Raw genomic sequence first — 23,468 nt, 5'->3', positions numbered from 1 at the left:
GTCACCGTACTGATGTACGGACGCAGGACATGTGTCGGATGGTTGCACGACCGTCAGCGGGACGCGCCGACCGGCTCCTCCGGCTCGGACTGGCCGACGAAGGTCCGCCACAGTCCGGCGTACCGGCCGCCACGGGCCAGCAGCTCCTCGTGCGTGCCGTCCTCGACGACCCGGCCGTGGTCCATCACCACCACCCGGTCCGCGCGGGCGGCCGTGGTCAGCCGGTGGGCCACCACCAGCGTCGTACGACGGCCCGCCAGGCGGTCGGTGGCCAGGTTGACCTGCGCCTCCGTGGCCAGGTCCAGGGCGGCCGTGGCCTCGTCGAGGAGCAGGACGTCGGGGTCGACCAGTTCGGCGCGGGCGAGCGCGATCAGCTGACGCTGGCCGGCCGACAGGTTCCGGCCGCGCTCGGCGACCTCGTGCAGATAGCCGCCCTCCAGCGTGGCGATCATCTCGTGGGCGCCCACCGCGCGGGCCGCCGCCTCCACCTCGGCGTCGGTGGCGTCGGGACGGCCGTAGGCGATGGCGTCGCGGACGGTGCCGGGGAAGAGGTACGCCTCCTGCGGCACGACCCCGAGGCGGTGCCGGTACGAGGTGAGGTCCAGGGCGCGCAGGTCGGTGCCGTCGGCGGTCACCCGGCCGGCGGTGGGGTCGTAGAACCGGGCCACCAGCTTCACCAGCGTCGACTTCCCGGCGCCCGTCTCCCCCACGAACGCGACGGTCTGCCCGGCCGGGATCGTCAGGTCGACGCCGGTCAGGGCCTCCTCGCCGTCCCCGTACGCGAAGTGCACGTCCTCGAAGGCGATGTCCCCGCGCAGGGACCGTACGCCGAGCGGGTCGGCGGCCGCCTCGGTGGAGGTCGGCTCGCGCAGCAGCTCCTGGATGCGGCCCAGCGACACGGTGGCCTGCTGGTAGCCGTCGAACACCTGGGAGAGCTGCTGGACGGGGGCGAAGAACAGGTCGATGTAGAGCAGGTACGCGACGAGCGCGCCGGTGGTGAGGGTGGCCGCGTCGACCCGTCCCGCGCCGGCGATCAGCACGGCCGCCGCGGCGATGGAGCTCAGCAACTGGACGAACGGGAAGTAGACCGAGATCAGCCGCTGGCCGCGGACGCGCGCGCCGCGGTAGCTGTCGCTGCGCTCGGCGAACCGCCGCGCGCCGTCCCGCTCGCGCCGGAAGGCCTGCACGACCAGCAGTCCGGACACCGACTCCTGGAGGTCGGCGTTGACCAGCGACACGCGCTCGCGGGCGAGTTCGTACGCCTTCACGCTGGCCCGCCGGAAGAAGAAGGTGGCGACGATCAGCGGGGGCAGGGTGGCGAAGACGACGAGGGCCAGCCGCAGGTCGATCACCAGCAGCGCGACCATGATGCCGAAGAAGGTGACCACCGAGACGAACGCCGTGACCAGACCGGTCTGGAGGAACGTCGACAGCGCGTCGACGTCCGTCGTCATCCGGGTCATGATCCGGCCGGTCAGCTCGCGCTCGTAGTAGTCGAGGCCGAGCCGCTGGAGCTGGGCGAAGATCTTCAGCCGCAGCGTGTACAGGACGCGCTCGCCGGTCCGCCCGGTGATCCGGGTCTCGCCGATCTGCGCGGCCCACTGGACGACGACGGTCAGCAGGCCGAGCAGCGCGGCCGCCCAGACGGCTCCGACGGCCATCCGGGTCACGCCCTGGTCGATGCCGTGCCGGATCAGCACCGGCAGCAGCAGTCCCGCGCCCGCGTCCACGGCGACCAGCAGCAGGCTGACCAGCAGGGGGGTGCGGAAGCCGCGCAGCAGGCGGCGCAGGCCGTAGGAGTCCTCCGGGCGGACCGCGCGCTCCTCGTCGACGTCCGGGACGTCGGTGGCCGGGGGCAGCGCCTCGACCTGGGCGAGCAGCTCGGGCGTGGCCGGGGTGCCGCCGAACGCCCGGTCCTTGGGCTCGCGGTCGCCGGTCCACAGCCGCGGGGTGACGCCCCGCTCGGCGTCGAACTCGGCGTCCAGCTCGTCGCGTACGGAGGTGTCCTCCTGCGGCTCCGCGGGGCGCTCGTGGCCCGGGGAGACCCCGCCCAGCTCGTCCGGGTCGGTCAGCAGCCGGCGGTAGAGGGCCGAGCGCTCCTGGAGCTCGTCGTGGGTGCCGATGTCGGCGAGCCGGCCGCCGTCCAGGACGGCGATGCGGTCGGCGAGGTTGAGGGTGGAGCGCCGGTGGGCGATGAGCAGGGTGGTCCGGCCCCGCATCACCTGCTGGAGCGCCTCGTGGATCTCGTGCTCCACCCGGGCGTCCACGGCCGAGGTGGCGTCGTCGAGGACCAGCAGGCGGGGGTCGGTGAGCAGGGCGCGGGCGAGCGCGACGCGCTGGCGCTGGCCGCCGGAGAGGGTGAGGCCGTGCTCGCCGACCTTGGTGTCGTAGCCCTCGGGCAGCTCGGCGACGAACCGGTGCGCCTGGGCGGCGCGGGCGGCGGCCTCGATCTCCTCCTGGCTCGCGTCCGGGCGGCCGTAGGCGATGTTGGCGCCGACGGTGTCGGAGAAGAGGAAGGAGTCCTCCGGGACCAGTCCGATCGCGGCCCGCAGCGAGTCCAGGGTCAGCTCGCGCACGTCGTGGCCGCCGATCAGGACGGCGCCGTGGGTGACGTCGTAGAAGCGCGGCAGGAGCAGGGAGAGCGTGGACTTGCCCGAGCCGGAGGAGCCGACGACGGCCAGGGTCTCGCCGGGCCGGATCTCCAGGCTGAGCCCGTCGAGGACCTTCGGGCCGCCGGCGTACCCGAAGGACACGTCGTCGAACTCGACGGTCGCGGGCGCGTCGGCGGGCAGCTCCTTCGTGCCCTCCGTCAGCGTCGGCTCGGTGTCGATGAGCTCCAGCACCCGCTCGGTGCCGGCGCGGGCCTGCTGGCCGACCGTGAGGACCACGGCGAGCATCCGGACCGGGCCGACGAGCTGGGCCAGGTAGGTGGAGAAGGCGACGAAGGTGCCGAGGGTGATGTGGCCCTGTACGGCGAGCCAGCCGCCGACGGCCAGCATGGCGACCTGGCCGAGCGCGGGCACGGCCTGGAGCGCGGGGGTGAACCTGCTGTTCAGGCGGATGGTGCGCAGGCGTCCCGCGAAGAGGCGGCGGCCGACCTCGCGGAGCTTGCCGGTCTCCTGGTCCTCCTGCCCGAAGCCCTTCACCACGCGGACGCCGCTGACGGCGCCGTCGACCACGCCCGCGACGGCGGCGGCCTGCGCCTGGGCGTACCAGGTGGCGGGGTGCAGCTTGGACCGGCTCCGCTTGGCGATCCAGCCGAGCGCCGGCGCCACGGCCAGCGCGACCAGGGTCAGCGGCAGCGACAGCCACGCCATGATGACCAGGGAGACCAGGAAGAGCAGGATGTTCCCGATGGTCATCGGGAGCATGAAGAGCAGGCCCTGGATCAGCTGGAGATCACTGGTGGCCCGGCCGACCACCTGCCCGGTGGACAGCTCGTCCTGGCGGCGGCCGTCGAGGCGGGTGATCGTGTCGTACATCTCGGTGCGCAGGTCGTACTGCACGTCGAGGGCGAGCCGGCCGCCGTAGAAGCGCCGGACGTACGTGGTGACGTAGACCAGGACGGCCGCGCCTATCAGGGCGCCGGCCCAGGGGCCCATGGCGCGGCTGTGGTCGCCGATCACGTCGTCGATGATCACCTTGGTGATCAGCGGGACGACCGCGAGGACGGCCATGCCGACGAGGGACGAGCCCAGGGCGAGGACGACGTCCTTGGGGTACCGCCATGCGTAGGCCGCCAGCCGTCGTGCCCATCCCCGTTGCGCTGCCACGCCGGTGCCTTCCTGTCGACCTGCTCTACCGGAAGGCACCAACGCCGTGAGCGGGTGATTTCATCCCGCCGTAACAATCGCGCGGTCCGGGCGGCCGGCGCCGTCACGTTCCGTGACGGGTGGGCGGTCGAGCCGGTGTCCGCGGGCCCGGCGGCGGGCCGAGAGGCCGTCGCCGCCGGGTCGCGGCCGGGGCGCCCGGAGTCAGCCCTGGGGCGGGGTGGCGACGAACGCCTCGCTGGGGCGGCTGGTCGGGGTGTAGCGCGTGACGCCGGAGGTGGTCGGCACCAGGTCCTTGTGGATGGCCTTGGCCACGTTCTGGATGGTGGTGACGCCGTAGCTCATGGTGCTGTTGTCCTGCGTCAGCACCGAGATCATGTAGTCGTGCCCGGCACCGTTGAAGGTGCCCAGGCTGTGCACGCGCCAGCCGTGCGTGGAGCGCTCCAGCCAGCCGTTCTTGACGTGCACGGCGACGGAGGACGGCGCCCCGGCGGGGGTGCCCCAGCGCTGCGAGGAGACGACCTGGCCCATCAGCTTCAGGATGTACGCGCGGGAGTTGTCGCTCAGCACGCTGTTCTTGGCGGTGACGAGCTTGAGCAGCTTCTGCTCGTCGGTGACGTTCTCCTGGGTCAGGCCCCAGTAGCCGTTCGCGCCGGGCGTGGTCTTCGTCATGCCGGCGGCGGTCAGGAAGCCCTTGATCTTCGTCGTGCCCAGCTGCTTCCACAGCTTGCTGGTCGCCTCGTTGTCGGACTTGGTGATCATCGCCTTGGCGAGCGTGGTCTCGGTGTCCGTCAGGTACCGGTTGTGCTTCTTCGCGTCCCACAGCAGCGTGGCGAGCACGGTGACCTTGACGGTGCTGGCCGAGTCGTAGGCGCTGGTGGCCCGCAGGGTGCACGTGGTCTTCGTGCTGCGGTCGTACAGGCCGACGGCGACCGTTCCCTTGCGGCCCGCCAGGGCGGCCGTGATGTCCTTCTTCAGCTTGGCCGCGAGGTCCGCCTTCGCGGACGTGCAGCTCACCGCGGGCGTGACCGCGGCGGCCGGCGTGGCGGCGGTGACCGCCGGAACGAGCAGCGCGGCGCCGACGGCGGCCGCGAGCGCCCGACCGGATATCCGGTAAGTCATGGAAAGTTCCCCTAAAACGTCTACGGGCGTCCCCCTGAACGCCGTCGAGCGCACCCGTGCGCTGCCTGACTGGACTCGCGAGGGCACGCGAAAGTTGTACACGCTTTCGCCGTGCGGGAGTTCGAGGGGTGAGGGCGTGGGGCCGCGGCAATGCTTCGCCCATGACGGGACAGGACGAGAGCCGCGTCCGGCTGGCCGGGCGGCTGTTCGCGGCGGTGACACTCCTGCGGTACCTCGCGAAGGCGGGCGGCGAGCCGCCGCCCGCTGTGAAGGACATCACAGGAAAGACGGGCCCGGCCGAGCGGATCAGGGAGGTGCGCCCGAACCCGTACGACTGCATGCGGCTCGCCCGGGGACGCGGTGAACCGTACTGGGGCCCGGCGGCGAGCCTGTTCGACTCCCTCACCGGCTTCCTGAAGCACGGCCCGATACCCGACGCCACCCTCGACCCGCCGCGGCAGAAAGAGTTCGCCGCGGGCTACGCCGCCCAACTGGCGGACTTCAGGGAGCGGTTCCCCGGCCTGCTGGAGTGACCGGCGACCGACCGGCCGTCACAGGACGACGCGGCCGGTCGCCGCGTCCACGAGGGTGACGGACGGTTCGCAGGAGCCCGCGCCCCACATGTCCTCCTCACCGGTGTCCGTGACCGGCTCGCACTCCGTGTCGGTGACCTGTACGGACCACACGGCGCGCCAGGGGCCCCGGTTGCCCTTGGTGCGCTCCGTCGTCAGTTCGAGGGCATGGATGCGCAGCTTCCGGGTGCCGGCGCCGTCCTTGCGCTGCCGCTGCCCGACGGTCTTCTCGGCCTGCCGTGCCGACAGCAGCCCGGCCGGCAGGTCCAGGTGCCGGGGGCCGAGGTCGACCAGCAGCCCGTGCAGGCGCCCGGCCCGGTCGATCCGCACGTCGAGGCTGCGGGGCATGGTCACCCCGCGCTCCTTGAACCGCCAGGAGGTGACCCACCCGCGCCCGCCCTGGTCCTTGCCGACCGGCCGTGTCGCGTGCCAGGAGGCGGACTCGGCCCACGGGTAGTGGGCGCGCATGTAGGAGCGGGCGATGCGGTACGCGTCCGGGGCGCCGTGCGGCCGGGTGGCGCCGGGGACGGCGAAGCCCTGGCCGGTGGTGCTCTCGAATTCGACGGTGAGGCGGCGTCCGCCGGGCCACATCAGCTCCGCCGGGAAGCCTCCGGCGAACTGGACGGACATGAACCCGTTGTAGCCGTCGAGTCCCGGGTGGATCTGTACGGCCCCGACCCGGTACCGGCCCCCGAAGGCCTGCCGTACCGCACGCTCGGCGGCCTGACGCTCGTCGCCGTGCGCGTCCCGGACGCCGGTGCCGTCGACGTGGTCGAGGCGGACGGCGCTCTGGAGCACGACGGCGCCGAGCACGCCGAGCACCCCGCCGAACACCAGGGCGGGCTTGGCCCAGGCCCGCCAGGCGACCCGTCCGCGCACCGCCAGGAGCCCCGCGCCGAGACCGAGCAGACCGCCGACGGTGTTGATCTCGGCGTCGGCGCTGTCGCAGACGCCGGCGGCGAACGGCGCCAGTGCCTGGGCGAGTTCGATGAGACCGGGCAGGACGAGGACCCCGGCGAGCACGGCGGCGGGGCGCCGCAGCGCGAGCACCCCGAAGAGGCCGACCGGCACGAACATGGCCAGGTTCCACTGTCCCTGGGTGGTGTACAGCGGCTCGGTGAGCTCGTGGTTGATCACGCAGACGGCGCTGCCGTGCTCACCGGCCCGCAGGGCGAGCGTGACGCCGAGGACGCCGGTGAGGGCGAAGCCCAGCGGCAACCACCAGAAGGCGTGCGCGGCCTGTCGTCTCCGGGCCACGCCCCAGGCCGCACACCCCACCACCACCGCGACGACGACGAGCCCGCTCAGGAACCCGAGTTCGTCATGGAACACTGCCTCGAACACGTCGTGCTCTCCCCCGATCGGTACCGGCCTGGTCAGGGCCGGAAAGTCAAGATCACCGGGGAGGACGGCCGCGACGCGCAGGACGGTTCCCTTCCGCACCGGCCCGGGGTCCGGGGGGGCCGGCATCGGCCCAGCAGCACCGGAGCGCTGGGCGGCGGCAAGGTCTTCGACCCGGCCGACCTGCCGGGGAGCCAGTCCCGCTCATCACACTTCGTCGCTCACACCGGTGAAGACGATCTCCTTCCGGGCATGTTCCGGCCCCCGCCCAGGACGACGGTGAGAACCCGGCACGTCCGCCGGAACCCCACAACTCCCCTACCCGAAGGCCGCTATGAAGCCACGCCCTTGGTCACCGACCGCCGCTCTCGCCGTCTCCGCCCTGCTGCTGCCGGCCACCTCCGCCCGGGCGGCCCCACAGCGCCCCTCTATCCGGCATGCCAACCCGCTCCCGGCCGACTGAACGGGACTTGAAACCTGACACGTCACGGGAGCCGGTCTTCGTTGACGCGCTCGGCGTACCCAGGCCGGCAACCAGACGGAAGCGGACTGGCCGACCAGCCACCCCGGCGTCGAGGCGACGGGCCTCCGTACCTACACGGGCACTCGCATCACCCGAGCCGGCGATGTCCGCTACGAACACGACGCGCTGGGCCGCATCACCCTGCGCCAGAAGACCCGCCTGTCGAGGAAGCCCGACACCTGGCGTTACGAATGGGGTGCCGAGGACCGTCTGATGTCGGTGACCACCCCCGACGGCACCCGGTGGCGCTACACCTACGACCCTCTGGGGCGCCGCACGGCCAAACTCCGTCTCTCTCCGGACGGCGAATCGGTGCTGGAGAGGGTGGACTTCACCTGGGACGGCACGACTCTCTGCGAACAGACCACCACTTCCCCGGGCCTTCCCCACCCGGTGACCCTCACCTGGGACCACCACGGGCTGCGCCCCCTGTCCCAGACGGAACGCATCGCCGCCGCCGATGCGGCACAGGGGTTCAACACCGTGCAGGTCGAGATTTCGTTCAGCGGCCTTGAAGAGGTCACGCTGACAGGCTTCGGGACAACCGTCACGGCCGACATTCTTCTTAGCGCCGACAACGGCGTCACCCTCGAGGTGACTTCACCCGCAACCCGCATTCGGGCTGTCGCCACAACCGCCTTTATCTCGAAGTTGACTGCCTACCTAAACGGCTGAGTGACTCGCAGCAGCCCTCGGCCCCGTCGGTTCGCGTGACTTCGCGCGCCGACGGGGCCGGCATGTGTTCAGCCTGCCTCCGCCTAACCCAGATGCGTAGGCGCGAACATCCGCAGCACCGCCGGGAGTACGACCACCGACGGTCCCGGGGTGGCCAGGGCCTTCGTCAGGTCCGTCTCCAGGGTTTCCGGGGTCGTGCGGGTTCCCGGGACGCCGAAGGACTCCGCCAGGGCCACGTAGTCCGGGCGGGTGAGTTCCGTCGCCGTCGGCTGGCCGAAGGCGTCCGTCATGTACTCGCGGAGGATGCCGTAGCCGCCGTCGTCGACGATCAGCCAGGTGACCGGCAGGTCGTACTGCTTCGCCGTCGCCAGCTCGGCGATCGAGTACAGGGCCCCGCCGTCGCCGGACACCGCGAGGACCGGGCGGGACGGGTCCGCCGCGGCAGCGCCCAGCGCCGCCGGGAAGCCGTAGCCGAGGCCGCCCGCACCCTGCGCCGAGTGCATGGTGTTGGCACCGCGCGCGTCGAAGGCCGACCACGCCCAGTACGCCAGGATCGTCATGTCCCAGAAGGACGGGGAGCCGGCCGGCAGGGCGCGGCGGACCGAGGCCAGCACGTCCTGTTCCAGGGTGAGTTCCTGGGCGGCGATGCGCTCCGCGACCCGGGCGAGCAGGTCCCGTACCCGGCCGGCCGCCTTGTCGTCCTCGCGCGGCGACACCGTCTCCAGCAGCGCCTGGAGCGCGAGGCGGGCGTCCGCGTGGATGCCGAGGGCGGGGTGGTTGGACTCCAGCTTGCCGAGGTCGGCCTCGATCTGGATCACCCGGCCACGCGGCTTGAACGTGTGGTAGTTCGAGGAGAGTTCACCCAGGCCCGAGCCGACCACCAGCAGCACGTCCGCGTCCTCCAGGAGGTCCGTGGTGTACCGGTCCTCCAGCCAGGACTGCATCGACAGCGGGTGCTGCCAGGGGAACGCGCCCTTGCCGCCGAAGGTGGTCACCACGGGGGCGTCGAGCCTCTCGGCCAGCTGCAGCAGCTTTCCTGAGGCGTCCGCGCGTACGACGCCACCGCCCGCGATGATCGCCGGACGGGCCGCGCGGGACAGCAGGTCCGCCGCCACCGCCGTCAGTTCGGGGCGCGGCGCCAGGTCGTCCGGCGTCGCGTCCATCGCCGTCACCACCGGCAGGCCGGTCTCGGCGAGGAGGACGTCCTGCGGGATCTCCACCCACACCGGTCCGTGCGGAGCCGTCAGCGCCGACTTCCAGGCCGCCGCGATCGCGGACGGGATCTGGGACTGGCTGCGCACCGTGTGGACGGACTTGACCACGCCGCGGAACGAGGCCGCTTGGTCCGGGAGTTCGTGGAGGTAGCCGTGGCGGCCGCCGCCGAGACCGGCCGTCGGGATCTGGCTGCTGATCGCCAGGACGGGAGCGGAGGCGGCGGCGGCCTCCTGGAGTGCCGCCAGGGAGGTCAGCGCGCCCGGGCCGGTCGAGAGCAGCAGCGGGGCCGCCTCACCGGTGATCCGGCCGTACGCGTCCGCGGCGAAGCCCGCGTTGTTCTCCACCCGCAGGCCGATGTAGCGCAGGGAGGAGCGGCGCAGGGCGTCGAACATGCCGAGGGCGTGCTGGCCGGGCAGGCCGAAGACGGTGGTCGCGCCGAGCCCGGTCAGGGTTTCCACGACCAGGTCTCCGCCGTTGCGCCCCGGGGGCGGGTTCAGCGCGGTCGAGATCTGTGCCGCCGTCGGGCGGAGTACCAGGTCGTGGTCGTGAGTCACTGCGCTTACGCGTCCTTCCGGGCCGCCGCGATCTGACGGCTCATGATGGTGGTGAGTTCGTACGCGGTGTGCGAGGCCGCGACCGAGGTGATCTCCGCGTGGTCGTACGCCGGCGCGACCTCGACGACGTCCGCGGAGACCAGGTTGCACGAGGCCAGGCCGCGCAGGATCTCCAGCAGCTCGCGGGAGGTCATGCCGCCCGCCTCCGGGGTGCCGGTGCCGGGCGCGTGGGCCGGGTCGAGGCAGTCGATGTCGATGGAGATGTACAGCGGGCGGTCGCCGATGCGCTGGCGGAGCTGGTCGGCCACCTCGTCGGCGCCCCGGCGGTAGACGTCGGCCGAGGTGACGATGCCGAAGCCCATCTTCTCGTCGTCGGTGAGGTCCTGCTTGCCGTACAGCGGGCCGCGGGTGCCGACGTGGGAGAGGGCGGAGGTGTCGAGGATGCCCTCCTCCACCGCACGGCGGAACGGGGTGCCGTGCGTGTACTCGGCGCCGAAGTAGGTGTCCCAGGTGTCCAGGTGGGCGTCGAAGTGGAGCAGGGCGACGGGGCCGTGCTTCTTCGCGACCGAGCGGAGCAGCGGCAGCGCGATGGTGTGGTCGCCGCCGAGGGTCATCAGACGGGCGCCGGTGCCGAGCAGGTCGTCGGCCGCGGCCTCGATGGTGTCGACGGCCTCGTTGATGTTGAACGGGTTCACGGCGATGTCGCCGCCGTCCGCGACCTGCGCGAGGGCGAAGGGGGACGCGTCCTGGGCGGGGTTGTAGGGACGCAGCAGCCGGGACGCCTCACGGATGGCGTTGCCGCCGAAGCGGGCGCCCGGCCGGTACGAGACGCCGGAGTCGAACGGCACGCCCACGACGGCGACGTCGGCGGTGCCGACCTCGTCGAGGCGGGGCAGCCGGGCGAAGGTCGCGGGACCGGCGTACCGCGGGATGCGGGAGGAGTCGACGGGGCCGCGGGGCGTCTCGTTGCTGCTCATGATGAAATGCCTTCTTTCCTGCGCTTCGTCGCGCATGTACTGCTTCTCATACGACTCTACTGGTGAGCCGGGACCGGTTCGGACACGAGTTCGGGGTTCCGCCCGGCCAGGCGCTCGCGCCAGGTGGCGAGGACGGCCGCGTCGGTGGGCTTCGTCGCCAGGGACACGGCGACGTAGGCGACGAGGGAGGCCAGCAGGCCGTAGTAGACGGGCTCGTTGGCGAGGATGCCGTAGCCGGCCATCAGGCCGATCACGGCGAGGCCGCCGACGATCACCGAGGCGAGCGCGCCCTGGACGGTGCCGCGCTTCCACAGCAGGCCGCCGAGGATGGGCACGAGCAGGCCGCCGACGAGGAGGTTGTAGGCCACGGTCAGCGCCTCGACCACGTTGTTCAGGGCGATCGCGGTGCCGATCACGCCGATGCCCATGATCAGGATGAAGACGCGGTTGCCCTTGACCTCGTCGTGGGTGTCGTCGGTGCGGCGCACCGCGCCCCGCAGCCGGGACCAGATGTCGTTGTTGGCGACCGTGGCGCAGGCGATCAGGGCGCCGGAGGAGGTGGACATCACGGCGGCGAGGGCGGCGGCCAGCACCAGGCCGCGCACGCCGACGGGCAGTTCGTCCTTGACGATGGTGGCGAAGGCGTCGTCGGGGCTGCCCAGCTTGGGGTAGATCACCTTGGCGGCCGTACCGATCACCGCGCCGGCGAGGGCGTAGACCAGGCAGTAGGTTCCGGCCACCGTGCCGCCCCACTTGGCGGTCCGGTCCCCGCGGGCGGTGAACACGCGCTGCCAGATGTCCTGGCCGATCAGCATGCCGAACGTATAGATCAGGACGTACGTGAAGATCGTCTCGCCGCCGATGCCCAGCGGGTCGAAGTACGAGGTGGGGAGCTTGGCCTTCATCTCCGAGAAGCCGCCCGCCTTGACCACGGCGATGGGCAGGAGCAGGAGCAGCACGCCGATCGTCTTGACGACGAACTGGACCATGTCGGTCAGCGTGATGGACCACATGCCGCCGAGGGTGGAGTAGGCGACGACGATCGAGCCGCCGAGGATGATCGCGACGGTCCGGTTCATGTCGAACAGGACGTCGAAGATCGTGGCGTAGGCGATGGTGGACGTCACCGCGAGCATGAGGGTGTACGCCCACATGACCACACCGGAGATCACCCCGGCCCGGCCGCCGTAGCGCAGGTCCAGCATCTCGGAGACGGTGTAGACCTTCAGGCGGGCGATGCGGGCGGAGAAGAACACCGACAGGGCCAGCAGGCCGAGGCCGATGGTGAAGACCATCCAGGCGCCGGAGAGGCCGTACTGGTAGCCGAGGCCCACGCCGCCGATGGTGGACGCGCCGCCGAGGACGATCGCGGCCATGGTGCCCGAGTACATCACGGGGCCGAGGCGCCGGCCGGCGACCAGGAACTCGCTCTTCGACCTGGCGCGGCGCATGCCCCACCAGCCCATGGCCAGCATGCCGGCGAGATAGACGACGATCACTGTGTAGTCGACGGCCATGTGGGGCCCTCCTTCGCGCACTGTCGGTGGCGTGTCGTGCAGAGACGTGGGGGTTCCTCGGGAGGGGGTCCTCGGGTCGAGGGATTCCTCCGGAGCGGGGGTGACGGCAGCGGATCGCGGGGACATCCGCCCGTACCCGCGGCTGCCGTTCCGTGTTGACCCTAGGTGGCCGGAAAGCGACTGCGAAGAGTACGTTTCATCCATATGAACGGGGTGGGATGGAGGAAACGCACATCATGCCGGAGACGATCACCCCAGCCGTCCCACCGACCCCACCGGTCCCGCTGACGGCCCTGCTGGCCCGGGAGGACCTGGGCCTGCGGCAGATCGCGGGCCCCACCGATCCGGACACCGTCGTGCACTGGGCGCACACCTCGGAGATGGCCGACCCGTACCCGTACCTGCTCGGCGGCGAACTGCTGCTGACGGCCGGGGTGCACATCCCGGAGGCGGCCGGAAGCGGCACGTACTTCGACGACTACGTGTCCCGGATCGTCGCGGCGGGCGGCGCGGCTCTCGGCTTCGGGCTGGCTCCGGTGCACGACACGGTGCCGCCCGCGCTGGTCACCGCCTGCGAAGGCCACGGCCTGCCGCTGCTGGAGGTCCCTCCGCAGACCACCTTCTCCGGGGTGGCCCGCGCGGTGTGGCAGCTGATGGCACAGGCCCGTCTGGCGGAGCTGCGGCGCGTCACCGAGGCCCAGCAGAGCCTGGCCGCGGCGGCCGCGCGCCCGGATCCGGTCCCCGCCGTCCTGCGGCAGCTGGCCCAGCGCCTGGGCGGGCGGGCGGTGCTGTACGGGCCGGACGGCACGGAGGTCGCGGGGGCGGGCCGGGACGCCGCACGGGAGGTGCGGCCGGCGCTGGCGGAGCTGGCCGGGGTGGTCAGGCCGCCGGCCGCGGTGGGCGCGGACCACGCGGCGGGCGGCGCTCCCGCCGCCTCCCGGCCGCTGCCGGCGTCCGCCACCGACACCCTCGGCCCGACCCATCTCGCCGTCTACGCCCTCGGCGCCGGCGAGGGCTTCGTACTGGGCGTGGCCACCACCCGGCGCGAACCCGGCGACCACACCATCGCCTCCGTGGCCGCCGTCCTGCTGTCCCTGCTGACCGGTGAGCACCAGAGCGGGGCCGGGGCGGCCCGGTCCTCCGCCCTGGTACGGCTGCTGCTGGGGGCTCCGCCGGAGGAGGCGGCGCCCTTGCTGGGCGGGGAGGGAGGGTGGCGGGTCGTGCACGCGCGGCCGGACTCCCAGGCGCCGGACGCCGTCGCCGCCTCCGCCCTCGGCGCCGCCCTGGGCTCACCCCTGGTCGACCTGGCCCGTGACGTCGTACGCGTGCTGGTGCCGGCCGGGCGCGAACCGGAACCGCAGCCCGGCTGGACCCTCGGGGTGAGCGCCGCGGCCGAGCCGTCCGAGTGGCCGTCCGCCGACACCCAGGCGGCCCGCGCCCTCGCCCGCGCCCGCGCCACCCGCACCCCGCTGGTCCGGCACGCCGCCCGGCCGGCGCTGGAGGACCTGGTGCCGCGCGCGGACGCCGAGTCGCACGCCCGCACGCTGCTCGCTCCCCTCGCGGGGCAGGCCGCGCTCGCCGAGACACTGCGCACCTGGCTCTCCCTGCACGGCAGTTGGGACCGTACGGCGGTGGCGCTGGACGTGCACCGCAACACCGTGCGGCAGCGGATCGCCCGCTGCGCCGCCCTGTTGGACACCGATCTGGACGACGCGGACGTCCGCATGGAGTTGTGGTTCGCGCTGCGGCGGGGCTGAGGGCGGGAGCCGAGTGACCCCCGTCCCACGGGGCGATATGCCGAGGACGCCCGCGGCGCGCTGCCCCACAATGGGAGGCATGCCGATATCCGGGACACCCAGCCGCGCCCAGCTCGTCGACCACCTGGTGAGGACCCGTATCGCGGGGGACGTCGCCACGCCCCGCGAGAACAACCTCTCCCACTACCGTCAGCTCGCCAACGGTGTCCGCAACTTCTGGTTCGGCCTGGAGCTGGGCGACCGCTGGACGGACGAGCAGGACGTGCTCGCGGTCATGGCCGAACGGGTGGGTGTCAACGACGATCCCGAGTACCGGTACGGGCAGGACACCATCGACCCCGAACTCACCGTGGACGCGCTGGACCGCATGGCGGCGCGGCTGCGCAAGGCGGCGGAGGGGCAGCAGCGGGTGCTGTTCGCGACCGGCCACCCGGGCGGCCTGCTGGACGTGCACCGGGCCACGGCCGACGCGCTGCGGGCCGCGGGCTGCGAGATCGTGGTCATCCCGGAGGGGCTGCAGACGGACGAGGGGTACGTCATGCAGTTCGCCGACGTCGCGGTGCTGGAGCACGGGGCGACGCTGTGGCACACCCACTCGGGCGAGCCGATGCGCGCCATCCTGAACGGGCTCGAGCGCGCGGGGCGTCCGCTGCCGGACCTGGTCGTCGCCGACCACGGCTGGGCCGGGTACGCGGGCCAACACGGCCTGGACTCCGTCGGATACGCCGACTGCAACGACCCGGCGCTGTTCCTCGGCGAGTCCGAGGGCACCGTGCAGGTGGTCGTGCCGCTCGACGACCACGTCGTGAGCCCGCGCCACTACGACCCCATGACGGCGTATCTGCTGGCGGGGGCCGGTCTGGCCTAGGGGCCGCGCGACCGTCGGCGGACGCGACGGTGCGGCCCCGCGAGCAGGGCCGCACCATCGCCTCAGATCGTGTTCGGGTCAGTGACCGCCGTGGCCGCCGCCGCCGTGGCCGCCGCCACCGTAGCCGCCACCATCGTGGCCTCCGCCGCCGTAGCCGCCACCACCGTGGTCGCCGCCGTAGCCGCCGCCACCGTGGTCGTAGCCACCGTGGTCGCCGCCATAGCCGCCGTGGTCGTAGCCGCCGTAGTCGTCGTCATCGTCGTCCCACCAGCTGTTGTGGCCGTTGTGGCCGCCCCAGCTGTCGCTGTAGGAGCCGTGGTCGCCGTGATCCGACGCCGAGGCAGTGCCCGCCGCCCCGATCGCGGCTCCGCCGGCCAGCAGAATTCCGGCTGCGGACGTCGCGACAAGACGCCTCGTGCGTGTAGCTCGCATGGGAAGTACCTTCCATCGTCTCTCGCACGTTCCCGACGGGGACGTCACGAGGTGGATGGCCGTCACCGCACGGAAAGACGGAAAGTGTGCGGCGCGGTCTTCTGATGTCGCCGCTGGCTCATGAGCGGCACCTGGGTCCGGCCGACGCCTGTGACCCCTTGCCTCGGGTGTCACGGCTGAGGTCAGAGCTTCCCCGGGACCTCGTCGGCCGCGTGTGCCGTGCATTTGCGGCTTTCACTCGAAGAGCCTAGTACCGCACCCGTCACTCGTCATCTCGGGCGACTAATCGCGCCACAGCTATCTCCCGACACGCACGCCAATGGAAGGGCAAGCTCCAGGACGCCGACAACGGTGACGGGCACAACGTGTACTACAACTGGGACGGCGCCGAGCGCCACGCCGTCAACGCCTACCTACGCGTCTGCCGTGACAAGGGATCGCTCCACCCCGACAACTGCTCGGTGACCAAGCACTACAAGCGCCCGTGATCGACGGGACGGCGAAACCGGGCCCAGGCGTCGTGCCTGGGCCCGGCCGGTATTCCTGGGGGAAGACATCAGCAGCTCACACATCATCTCCGCCCTCGGAGTCGACCTCTTCTACGGCAGTAGGCGGGCCGTGCACGGTGCTCATCTCTCCGTCGCGCCCGGCGAGGTCGCGGCGGTCACCGGGCAGAGCGGCTCCGGCAAATCCTCGCTTCTGTACTGCCTGGCCGGGGTTCTGCCCGCCGCGCGCGGCCAGGTGCGGTTCGACGGGCGCGTACTCGGCGAGCTCCCCGACGAGGAGATGAGTGCGCTGCGCCGTGAGCGCTTCGGCTTCGTCTTCCAGTACGGCGAGCTGCTGCCCGAGCTGACCGTCGAGGAGAACGCGGCCCTGCCGCTGCGTCTGGCCGGGCGGAGCAAGAAGCACGCCCTGGCGGAAGCCGGCCGGGTACTGGACCGGCTCGGTCTGGGCGAGCTGCGCGAGCGTCGGCCCTCACAGGTGTCGGGCGGTCAGAGTCAGCGTGTCGCGGTCGCCCGGGCCCTGGTGCACCGCCCGGCGGTGGTCTTCGCCGACGAGCCGACCGGATCGCTGGACAGCGCCAACGCCGCCGCCGTACTGCGGGAGTTCCTCGACCTGGCACGCTCTCAGGGCACGGCCGTGATCCTGGTGACGCACGATCCCGCGGTCGCCGCGCAGGCCGACAGCCACTACGCCATGGCCGACGGAGTCCTCACCCCGCGAGGTGCGGCGTGAGGGAGTTCCTGCTCGGCCTGCGGCTGCTGTCCGGCGCCGGCCGGGGCAACCGCGTCCGCTTCTTCCTCATGGCCGTCGGAAGCTCCCTCGGCGTGTGCTGTCTCGCCCTCGTGCTGACGATCCCGGCCATCCTGGACGCGCACGACGGACGGACCGCGGCCCGCGAACCGCAGACGACCTCCGCCGGCAAGGCGCCGGCGGGCTCGACGCTCGTACTGCAGCGGCGGGATCCGCACGGCTCCAAGCCGTTCACCCGGGTGTTCGTGGCCCGCGGCGACAAGGACACCCCCCAGCCACCGCCCGGCCTGGACGCGCTCCCCGGCCCCGGCGAGCTGTTCGTCTCCCCGCGCCTGCACGAACTGATGCGCGCGGAGCCGGCCCTCAAGGGGCTGCTGCCGGGCCGCGAGAAGGGCCGGATCGGCGGGGCCGGCCTCGGCGATCCGGACGAGCTCTACGCCTACGTCGGCACCTCCCGGGCCGCCCTCGCGCACGACCCGGACACCGGGGCTCTGCGGTCCTTCGGCTCCCCCTACGCCCCCGTCCCGGTGGTCGAGCCCTCCACCCTCACCAACCTCCGCTTCGCCCTCGCCACGCTGGTCCTGCTGCCCCTGGCCGTCTTCCTGTCGGTGTGCGCCCGGCTCTCCGCCGCCAGCCGTACCCGGCGCCTGGCCTCGCTGCGCCTGCTGGGCCTGAGCACCAGGGGCACCCAGCGCGTCAACGCCGCCGAGACCGTGGCCGCGGCACTGCTCGGCGCCGTGCTCGGACTCGGTGAGTACTGGCTCCTCAACCAGGCGATGTCCCGCTCCGGCCTGCCCGCGCTGCGCTGGTACCCGGCCGACGGCAGCCTGTCCTGGACCACCGTCGTCGTCTGCCTCCTCGGCTGCCCGGCTCTCGCCTGGTTCGTCGGCCGGGCGAGTGCGCGCAGCGCCGCGACGAACCCGCTGGCGGTCCGCCGTACGGCCGTGCCGAAGCCCCCCTCGAAGTGGGGCGGGCTGCTGCTGGTCACCGGGCTGGGCATCGTCTCCGGCTTCTGCGCGACGGGCCTCACGGACCATCCCGCCACGAGCGACGGGATCTTCGCGGTCCTCGTCGTGGGCGGAGTCCTGCTGACCGGGTCGGGCCTGGTGCTGACCCTGCCGTGGCTGTCGTACCTCCTCGCCCGCAAGGTGGCCGGGACCACCCGGTCCCTGACGCTGAACCTGGCCATGCGCCGCAACGAGGTCGAGCCGGGCAGCACCATGCGGGTCGTCACCGGCCTGGTCCTGCTGGTTTACGCGGCCTCTCTCGCCCAGGGCGTCCTGATCGAGTTCGAGCAGGTCAGCAAGCCCGGCAACCCCGTCCAGGACTACTCCCTGCCGCTGTCGGCCCTGTCCGAGGAGCAGGAGAGCCGGCTCGCCGGGGTGCCGGGAGTACGCGCCCACGCCCGGACGATGGTCTCCTGGAGCAAGCCCGGGCCCGCCGGCATCCCGCCCCGAGCCACCGCGCTGGTCGCCACCTGCGCCCAGCTGACCCGGCTGGTGCGGCACACCGAGGGCTGCCGGGAGGGCCGGGTCATGCGTCTGGTGGACCCGAACAGCTCGGCCGATCCGGACATGCGCCCCGGCGCCTCGTTCCCCTTCGAGCTGCGGACCGGCCGGCGCCATGGGGCGGTCACCCTGACCATCCCTTCGGCCACGGTCGTCATGCGTCCGTACGACCCGTCGGCGATCGGCGACGCGTCGATGATCGTCCCGCCGACGGCGCTGCCGGCGCACGCCCGTCCACGGTCGGGCTCCCTCGTCCTCGACAGCGACTCCGAACCGCGGGTGGTCCGCGGGGTTCTGGACGGCATCGGCGGCGTCGCGCCGACGGTCTCCGTGGAGCCGGTCGGCGTCAACGTGGACAGCCTGCAGCAGATCGCCGTGATCGAGACCCTGCTGGTGCTCGGCATGATCATGGGCCTGGTGATCGGTGTCGCCGCGTTCCTGGTCGCCGTCACGGACCGGGCCGTCGAGCGCCGTGCCCAGGTAACCGCGATCACCCTCATCGGGGCGCGGGCCCGCACGCTGCGCGCCGTGCAGAGCACCCAGGTGGTGCTGCCGCTGGCCGTCGGCCTCGTCCTGGCCCTGGTGACCGGCAAGCTCGCCGAATCCAGTTATCTGGTCACCGGGGGCGGTGAGGTCTTCTGGGACTTCGCCGGGATCCCGGTCCTGGCCTGCGCGGCGCTGGGTGTGGTCGCGGTCGCGGCCCTGGGCACCCTGCCGCTGGTGGGACGCCGTATCGATCCGGAACTCATCCGCCGGGACTGAGCCGTCGGCCCGCCCACGGCCGTCCCGGGCACGGGCCGGCGGGTGGTGCGCGTCACCTGGGGACGCGCACCACGCCCTCCTGGATCACCGTGATCGCGAGGCGGCCGTCCTGGGTGTGGATGCGGGCCTGGCCGAGACCGCGGCCGCCGTGGGCGGTGGTCGACTCCTGGTCGTACAGCAGCCATTCGTCGGCACGGAAGGGGCGGTGGAACCACATCGCGTGGTCCAGGGACGCCCCCACGACGTCGCCGACGGCCCAGCCGCCGCGGCCGTGCGCGAGCAGCACGGAGTCCAGCAGGGTCATGTCGGAGACGTAGGTGGCGAGGACGACGTGCAGCAGGGGGTCGTCGTCGAGCTTGCCGTTGGTGCGGAACCACACCTGGGAGTGCGGTTCCCGCGGCTCGCCGAAGCGCCCGTACGGCGGCTCGTCCACGTACCGCAGGTCGATCGCCTCGCGGGCCTCCAGGAAACGCTCCACCACGTCCGGCGCGAGATGGTCGTACCCGCGCAGCCGCTCCTGGGAGGTCGGCAGGGTCGCCGGGTCCGGTGCGGGCGGCATCGGCGCCTGGTGGTCGAGTCCCTCCTCGTGGACCTGGAAGGACGCCGACAGGTGGAAGATCGGCTTGCCGTGCTGCACGGCGACCACGCGGCGGGTGGTGAAGGACCGGCCGTCGCGGATCCGGTCGACCGTGTAGACGATCGGCGCGCCCGGATCACCGGGGCGCAGGAAGTACGCGTGCAGGGAGTGCGCGGGCCGGTCCGCGGGGACCGTCCGGCCGGCGGCGACCATCGCCTGCGCCGCCACCTGCCCGCCGAAGACGCGGGGGACGACGGCGGCGCGGGACCGGCCGCGGAAGATGTTCTCCTCGATCTGCTCGAGGTCGAGCAGATCGAGGAGATCCTGGAGTGCATGGCTCATGGCTTGTAGGTGTACCCGCCGGTGATTGCGGGGACCTTACAGACCCATGTCCTTGGCGATGATCGACTTCATGATCTCGCTGGTGCCGCCGTAGATACGGTTGACGCGGTTGTCCGCGTACAGGCGGGCGATCGGGTACTCGTTCATGTAGCCGTAGCCGCCGTGCAGCTGGAGGCAGCGGTCGATCACACGGTGGGCGACCTCGGTGCAGAACAGCTTCGCGGAGGCGGCCTCGGCGGGCGTCAGCTCACCGGCGTCCAGGGCCTCCGTGGCGCGGTCGGCGACGGCCTCGGCGGCGTCCACCTCGGCCTGGCAGGCGGCCAGCTCGAACTTGGTGTTCTGGAAGTGGGCCACCGGCTTGCCGAAGACGGTGCGGTCCTGCACGTACTGCTTGGCGAACCGGACGGCGGCCTTGGCCTGCGCGTAGGCGCCGAAGGCGATGCCCCAGCGCTCGGAGGCGAGGTTGTGGCCGAGGTAGGAGAAGCCCTTGTTCTCCTCGCCGAGCAGGTCCTCGACCGGCACCTTGACGTCGACGAAGGCCAGCTCGGCGGTGTCGGAGGTCTTCAGGCCGAGCTTGTCGAGCTTGCGGCCGACGGAGTAGCCCTCGGACTTGGTGTCCACGGCGAACAGCGAGATGCCGTGGCGGCGGTCCTCGGCGGTGGGCGCGGCCGTACGGGCGCAGACGATCACCTTGTCGGCGTGCACACCGCCGGTGATGAAGGTCTTGGCGCCGTTGAGCACGTAGTGCGTGCCGTCCTCGGACAGCTTGGCGGTGGACTTCATGCCCGCGAGGTCGGAGCCGGTGCCCGGCTCCGTCATCGCGATCGCCCACATCTCCTCGCCGGTGACGAACTTCGGCAGGAAGCGCTTCTTCTGCTCGTCGGTGGCGAGCATCTTGATGTACGGCAGGGCGAGCAGCACGTGCACGCCGGAGCCGCCGAACTGGACGCCGGCGCGGGCGGTCTCCTCGTAGAGGACCGCCTCGAACTTGTGGCTCTCCATGCCCGCGCCGCCGAACTCCTCGGGCACGTTGATGCCGAAGATGCCGAGCTCGCCGAGCTTGTAGTAGAAGTCGCGCGGCGCCTGGCCGGCGGCGAACCACTCGTCGTACACGGGTACGACCTCGGCCTCGATGAAGGCGCGGATGGTCTCCCGGAACGCCTCGTGATCCTCGTTGAACACCGTACGGCGCACGCCGCCCACCTCCACGTACCTCGGCATCGCCATGTCTAAGCGCTTGCTCACTCAACCGTACCGGCGGGTAGGTAACCCCGTCCAGGGGTATCCGTCCGTAACGCTCGTCACGCCGGGCACGACGGCGGACCGAGGCGGGTCCCCGTCCCGGTCGAGGTTCTGGCGGTACGCGACGGCTCCGCCGAAGGAGGGCCCTAGCGCTCCCCGGCCGCCGCGAACGCCCCGCGCGCCATCCGGTGCAGCAGCGTCGCCATGGCCCCGCGGCCGGGCAGCGTGCCGGCGCGGCCCAGGTGGGGCGTGGAGTTCAGCAGGCCGAAGACGGAGTGGACGGCCGAGCGGGCCGACGGCTCGGTCAGGGCCGGGTAGACCTCGCGGACCACCTCCACCCACAGCTCGACGTACTGCCGCTGGAGCTGCCGCACCAGCTTGCGGTCGCTGTCGCGCAGGCGGTCCAGCTCACGGTCGTGCAGGGTGATCAGCGGGCGGTCGTCGAGGGCGAAGTCGATGTGGCCCTCGATGAGCGAGTCCAGGACCTCGGGGGTGCCGGTGGCCCCGTCGGCCTCCGCCAGACGGCGCTTGGCGCCCGTGAGCAGCTGGCCGCTGATGCCGACCAGCAGCTCGGCGAGCATCGCGTCCTTGCCCGGGAAGTGGCGGTACAGGCCGGGGCCGCTGATGCCGACCGCCGCGCCTATCTCGTCGACCCCCACACCGTGGAAGCCGCGCTCGGCGAAGAGCCGGGCGGCCTCCTTGAGGATCTGCTCGCGCCGGGTCGGGGCGTCGGTTCTGGTGACCATGCAGGCAATTCTAGACAGGGAGGTTAGCGGTCGTTAACCTGTTGGAAATGGTTAACGCTCATTAACAGGTTCGATCACCGGGTGAGGGGACCGCAGGATGCAGGAGGCACCGGAGCTTCGGAGCGCGGCAGATCCCGCGTCGGAGGCCTGGCGGGCCAACGAACAGGGCCATCTCGCGCTCGTCGAGGAGCTGCGCGGCAAGCTGGCCGCCGCGGCGCTCGGCGGCGGCGAGAAGGCCCGGGCCAGGCACACCGCGCGCGGCAAGCTGCTGCCGAGGGACAGGGTGGACACGCTGCTCGACCCGGGCTCGCCCTTCCTGGAGCTGGCCCCCCTCGCGGCCGACGGGATGTACGAGGGACAGGCCCCGGCCGCCGGCGTGATCGCCGGGATCGGCCGGGTCAGCGGGCGCGAGTGCGTGATCGTCGCGAACGACGCCACCGTCAAGGGCGGCACGTACTACCCGATGACCGTGAAGAAGCACCTGCGCGCGCAGGAGGTGGCCCTGGACAACCGGCTGCCGTGCGTCTACCTGGTCGACTCCGGCGGCGCCTTCCTGCCGATGCAGGACGAGGTGTTCCCGGACCGCGACCACTTCGGGCGCATCTTCTACAACCAGGCCCGGATGTCCGGCGCCGGGATCCCGCAGATCGCGGCCGTGCTCGGCTCGTGCACGGCCGGCGGCGCGTACGTCCCGGCGATGAGCGACGAGGCCGTGATCGTCCGCAACCAGGGCACGATCTTCCTCGGCGGTCCCCCGCTGGTGAAGGCGGCCACCGGCGAGGTCGTGACGGCGGAGGAGCTGGGCGGCGGCGAGGTGCACTCCCGGGTCTCCGGAGTCACCGACCACCTCGCCGAGGACGACGCGCACGCCCTGCGGATCGTGCGCGACATCGTCGCCACACTGCCGGCCCGGCGGTCCCTGCCCTGGGAGGTCCGGCCGGCCGTCGAGCCGAAGGTCGACCCCTACGGCCTCTACGGCGCCGTCCCCGTCGACTCCCGCACCCCCTACGACGTGCGCGAGGTCATCGCGCGCGTGGTGGACGGCTCCCGGTTCGCCGAGTTCAAGAGCGAGTTCGGGCAGACCCTGGTCACCGGCTTCGCCCGGATCCACGGCCACCCTGTGGGGATCGTCGCCAACAACGGCATCCTCTTCTCCGAGTCCGCCCAGAAGGGCGCCCACTTCATCGAGCTGTGCGACCAGCGCGGCATCCCGCTGGTGTTCCTGCAGAACATCTCGGGCTTCATGGTGGGCAAGGACTACGAGGCGGGCGGCATCGCCAAGCACGGCGCCAAGATGGTGACGGCCGTCGCCTGCACGCGCGTGCCCAAGCTGACCGTGGTGGTCGGCGGTTCGTACGGCGCGGGCAACTACTCGATGTGCGGCCGGGCCTACTCCCCCCGCTTCCTGTGGATGTGGCCCAACGCCAAGATCTCCGTCATGGGCGGCGAGCAGGCCGCCAGCGTCCTCGCCACGGTCAAGCGGGACCAGCTGGAGGCGCGCGGGGAGGACTGGCCGGCCGACGCCGAAGACGGCTTCAAGGCGCCGATCCGCGCCCAGTACGAGCGCCAGGGCAACGCCTACTACGCCACCGCCCGCCTGTGGGACGACGGCGTGATCGACCCGCTCGAGACCCGTCAGGTGCTGGGACTCGCCCTGACGGCCTGTGCCAACGCGCCGCTGGGAGACCCCCAGTTCGGCGTCTTCCGGATGTGA

At 72.2% G+C, this 23,468-nt stretch carries 17 protein-coding genes and 1 pseudogene; 8 read left to right on the top strand and 10 right to left on the bottom strand.

All coding sequences use genetic code 11. The features are described from left to right. Positions 1 to 53: 53 nt before the first annotated feature. Both BLW57_RS24690 and BLW57_RS24685 read right to left on the bottom strand, forming a co-directional pair. Positions 54 to 3,773 carry an ABC transporter ATP-binding protein gene (locus BLW57_RS24690; protein ID WP_093477477.1) on the bottom strand — a complete coding sequence of 1,240 codons (3,720 nt, stop codon included), beginning with the start codon at positions 3,771 to 3,773 and terminating at the stop codon, positions 54 to 56. 201 nt (positions 3,774 to 3,974) lie between these two features. After that, positions 3,975 to 4,892, bottom strand: coding sequence for a serine hydrolase (locus BLW57_RS24685; RefSeq protein ID WP_093477476.1), 918 nt, complete (start codon positions 4,890 to 4,892; stop codon positions 3,975 to 3,977). A gap of 161 nt (positions 4,893 to 5,053) precedes the next feature. On the opposite strand from BLW57_RS24685, the gene BLW57_RS24680 reads away from it, so the two are divergent. Beyond that, positions 5,054 to 5,425 (top strand): hypothetical protein, encoded by a 372-nt coding sequence (locus tag BLW57_RS24680; RefSeq protein WP_093477474.1) that lies wholly within the window; start codon positions 5,054 to 5,056, stop codon positions 5,423 to 5,425. 18 nt (positions 5,426 to 5,443) lie between these two features. Here the strand turns inward: BLW57_RS24680 and BLW57_RS24675 are convergent, their stop codons facing one another. Continuing rightward, complete coding sequence (locus BLW57_RS24675; protein ID WP_093480862.1) at positions 5,444 to 6,808, bottom strand: VanZ family protein; 1,365 nt, start codon at positions 6,806 to 6,808, stop codon at positions 5,444 to 5,446. A 523-nt stretch (positions 6,809 to 7,331) separates the two neighbouring features. Here BLW57_RS24675 and BLW57_RS24670 point away from each other — a divergent pair. Beyond that, positions 7,332 to 7,799 (top strand): annotated as a pseudogene (locus BLW57_RS24670) (RHS repeat domain-containing protein); the annotation flags it as partial. 287 nt (positions 7,800 to 8,086) lie between these two features. Here BLW57_RS24670 and BLW57_RS24665 read toward each other — a convergent pair. Genes BLW57_RS24665 through BLW57_RS24655 form a run of 3 tightly spaced genes read right to left on the bottom strand, consistent with a single transcriptional unit; the run spans position 8,087 to position 12,266 of the window. Beyond that, a complete protein-coding gene (locus tag BLW57_RS24665) occupies positions 8,087 to 9,772 on the bottom strand; it encodes a thiamine pyrophosphate-binding protein (RefSeq protein ID WP_093477472.1) in 1,686 nt (561 codons plus the stop codon). Between the two features lie 5 nt (positions 9,773 to 9,777). After that, positions 9,778 to 10,749: an agmatinase gene (speB, locus tag BLW57_RS24660; RefSeq protein ID WP_073900511.1), complete on the bottom strand. Its 972-nt coding sequence runs from the start codon at positions 10,747 to 10,749 to the stop codon at positions 9,778 to 9,780. A gap of 56 nt (positions 10,750 to 10,805) precedes the next feature. After that, complete coding sequence (locus BLW57_RS24655) at positions 10,806 to 12,266, bottom strand: sodium:solute symporter family protein (RefSeq protein ID WP_093477471.1); 1,461 nt, start codon at positions 12,264 to 12,266, stop codon at positions 10,806 to 10,808. A 218-nt stretch (positions 12,267 to 12,484) separates the two neighbouring features. On the opposite strand from BLW57_RS24655, the gene BLW57_RS24650 reads away from it, so the two are divergent. Together BLW57_RS24650 and BLW57_RS24645 are read left to right on the top strand one after the other, a co-directional pair. After that, positions 12,485 to 14,023 carry a PucR family transcriptional regulator ligand-binding domain-containing protein gene (locus tag BLW57_RS24650; RefSeq protein WP_093477470.1) on the top strand — a complete coding sequence of 513 codons (1,539 nt, stop codon included), beginning with the start codon at positions 12,485 to 12,487 and terminating at the stop codon, positions 14,021 to 14,023. 79 nt (positions 14,024 to 14,102) lie between these two features. Then, complete coding sequence (locus BLW57_RS24645; RefSeq protein ID WP_093477469.1) at positions 14,103 to 14,891, top strand: phosphatase; 789 nt, start codon at positions 14,103 to 14,105, stop codon at positions 14,889 to 14,891. Between the two features lie 78 nt (positions 14,892 to 14,969). Here the strand turns inward: BLW57_RS24645 and BLW57_RS41495 are convergent, their stop codons facing one another. Further along, entirely contained in the window at positions 14,970 to 15,323 is a 354-nt protein-coding gene (locus BLW57_RS41495; RefSeq protein ID WP_176985705.1) for a hypothetical protein, read from the bottom strand. 365 nt (positions 15,324 to 15,688) lie between these two features. Here BLW57_RS41495 and BLW57_RS42490 point away from each other — a divergent pair, with 365 nt between their 5' ends. The 3 genes from BLW57_RS42490 to BLW57_RS24630 all read left to right on the top strand — a co-directional run bounded on the left by BLW57_RS42490 (position 15,689) and on the right by BLW57_RS24630 (position 18,847). Then, complete coding sequence (locus tag BLW57_RS42490; RefSeq protein WP_256339573.1) at positions 15,689 to 15,811, top strand: hypothetical protein; 123 nt, start codon at positions 15,689 to 15,691, stop codon at positions 15,809 to 15,811. Between the two features lie 130 nt (positions 15,812 to 15,941). Continuing rightward, positions 15,942 to 16,559, top strand: coding sequence for an ABC transporter ATP-binding protein (locus BLW57_RS24635; protein WP_256339572.1), 618 nt, complete (start codon positions 15,942 to 15,944; stop codon positions 16,557 to 16,559). Beyond that, positions 16,556 to 18,847 (top strand): FtsX-like permease family protein, encoded by a 2,292-nt coding sequence (locus BLW57_RS24630; RefSeq protein ID WP_093477467.1) that lies wholly within the window; start codon positions 16,556 to 16,558, stop codon positions 18,845 to 18,847. The genes BLW57_RS24635 and BLW57_RS24630 overlap by 4 nt, the downstream gene beginning before the upstream one ends. Positions 18,848 to 18,899: 52 nt before the next feature. Here BLW57_RS24630 and BLW57_RS24625 read toward each other — a convergent pair whose 3' ends face one another. The 3 genes from BLW57_RS24625 to BLW57_RS24615 all read right to left on the bottom strand — a co-directional run bounded on the left by BLW57_RS24625 (position 18,900) and on the right by BLW57_RS24615 (position 21,754). Continuing rightward, on the bottom strand, positions 18,900 to 19,766 hold the full coding sequence (locus tag BLW57_RS24625) for an acyl-CoA thioesterase (protein WP_093477466.1): 867 nt from the start codon (positions 19,764 to 19,766) through the stop codon (positions 18,900 to 18,902). A 36-nt stretch (positions 19,767 to 19,802) separates the two neighbouring features. Continuing rightward, positions 19,803 to 20,960, bottom strand: coding sequence for an acyl-CoA dehydrogenase family protein (locus tag BLW57_RS24620; protein ID WP_093480861.1), 1,158 nt, complete (start codon positions 20,958 to 20,960; stop codon positions 19,803 to 19,805). A 194-nt stretch (positions 20,961 to 21,154) separates the two neighbouring features. Further along, complete coding sequence (locus BLW57_RS24615; RefSeq protein ID WP_093477465.1) at positions 21,155 to 21,754, bottom strand: SACE_7040 family transcriptional regulator; 600 nt, start codon at positions 21,752 to 21,754, stop codon at positions 21,155 to 21,157. Positions 21,755 to 21,851: 97 nt separating this feature from the next. Between BLW57_RS24615 and BLW57_RS24610 the strand changes: the two genes are divergently transcribed. Then, a complete protein-coding gene (locus tag BLW57_RS24610; RefSeq protein ID WP_093477464.1) occupies positions 21,852 to 23,468 on the top strand; it encodes a carboxyl transferase domain-containing protein in 1,617 nt (538 codons plus the stop codon).

This window comes from Streptomyces sp. 1222.5, assembly GCF_900105245.1.
Lineage (GTDB): Bacteria > Actinomycetota > Actinomycetes > Streptomycetales > Streptomycetaceae > Streptomyces > Streptomyces albidocamelliae.
This window is presented reverse-complemented; position numbering and strand designations above follow the sequence as displayed.

What these genes read in the sequence shown, in the direction of transcription:
- BLW57_RS24685 (WP_093477476.1), bottom strand. Translation starts at nt 4,892, where the DNA reads ATGACTTACCGGATATCCGGTCGGGCGCTCGCGGCCGCCGTCGGCGCC.
- BLW57_RS24625 (WP_093477466.1), bottom strand. Translation starts at nt 19,766, where the DNA reads ATGAGCCATGCACTCCAGGATCTCCTCGATCTGCTCGACCTCGAGCAG.
- BLW57_RS24680 (WP_093477474.1), top strand. Translation starts at nt 5,054, where the DNA reads ATGACGGGACAGGACGAGAGCCGCGTCCGGCTGGCCGGGCGGCTGTTC.
- BLW57_RS41495 (WP_176985705.1), bottom strand. Translation starts at nt 15,323, where the DNA reads ATGCGAGCTACACGCACGAGGCGTCTTGTCGCGACGTCCGCAGCCGGA.
- speB (WP_073900511.1), bottom strand. Translation starts at nt 10,749, where the DNA reads ATGAGCAGCAACGAGACGCCCCGCGGCCCCGTCGACTCCTCCCGCATC.
- BLW57_RS24645 (WP_093477469.1), top strand. Translation starts at nt 14,103, where the DNA reads ATGCCGATATCCGGGACACCCAGCCGCGCCCAGCTCGTCGACCACCTG.
- BLW57_RS24615 (WP_093477465.1), bottom strand. Translation starts at nt 21,754, where the DNA reads ATGGTCACCAGAACCGACGCCCCGACCCGGCGCGAGCAGATCCTCAAG.
- BLW57_RS24655 (WP_093477471.1), bottom strand. Translation starts at nt 12,266, where the DNA reads ATGGCCGTCGACTACACAGTGATCGTCGTCTATCTCGCCGGCATGCTG.
- BLW57_RS24610 (WP_093477464.1), top strand. Translation starts at nt 21,852, where the DNA reads ATGCAGGAGGCACCGGAGCTTCGGAGCGCGGCAGATCCCGCGTCGGAG.
- BLW57_RS24650 (WP_093477470.1), top strand. Translation starts at nt 12,485, where the DNA reads ATGGAGGAAACGCACATCATGCCGGAGACGATCACCCCAGCCGTCCCA.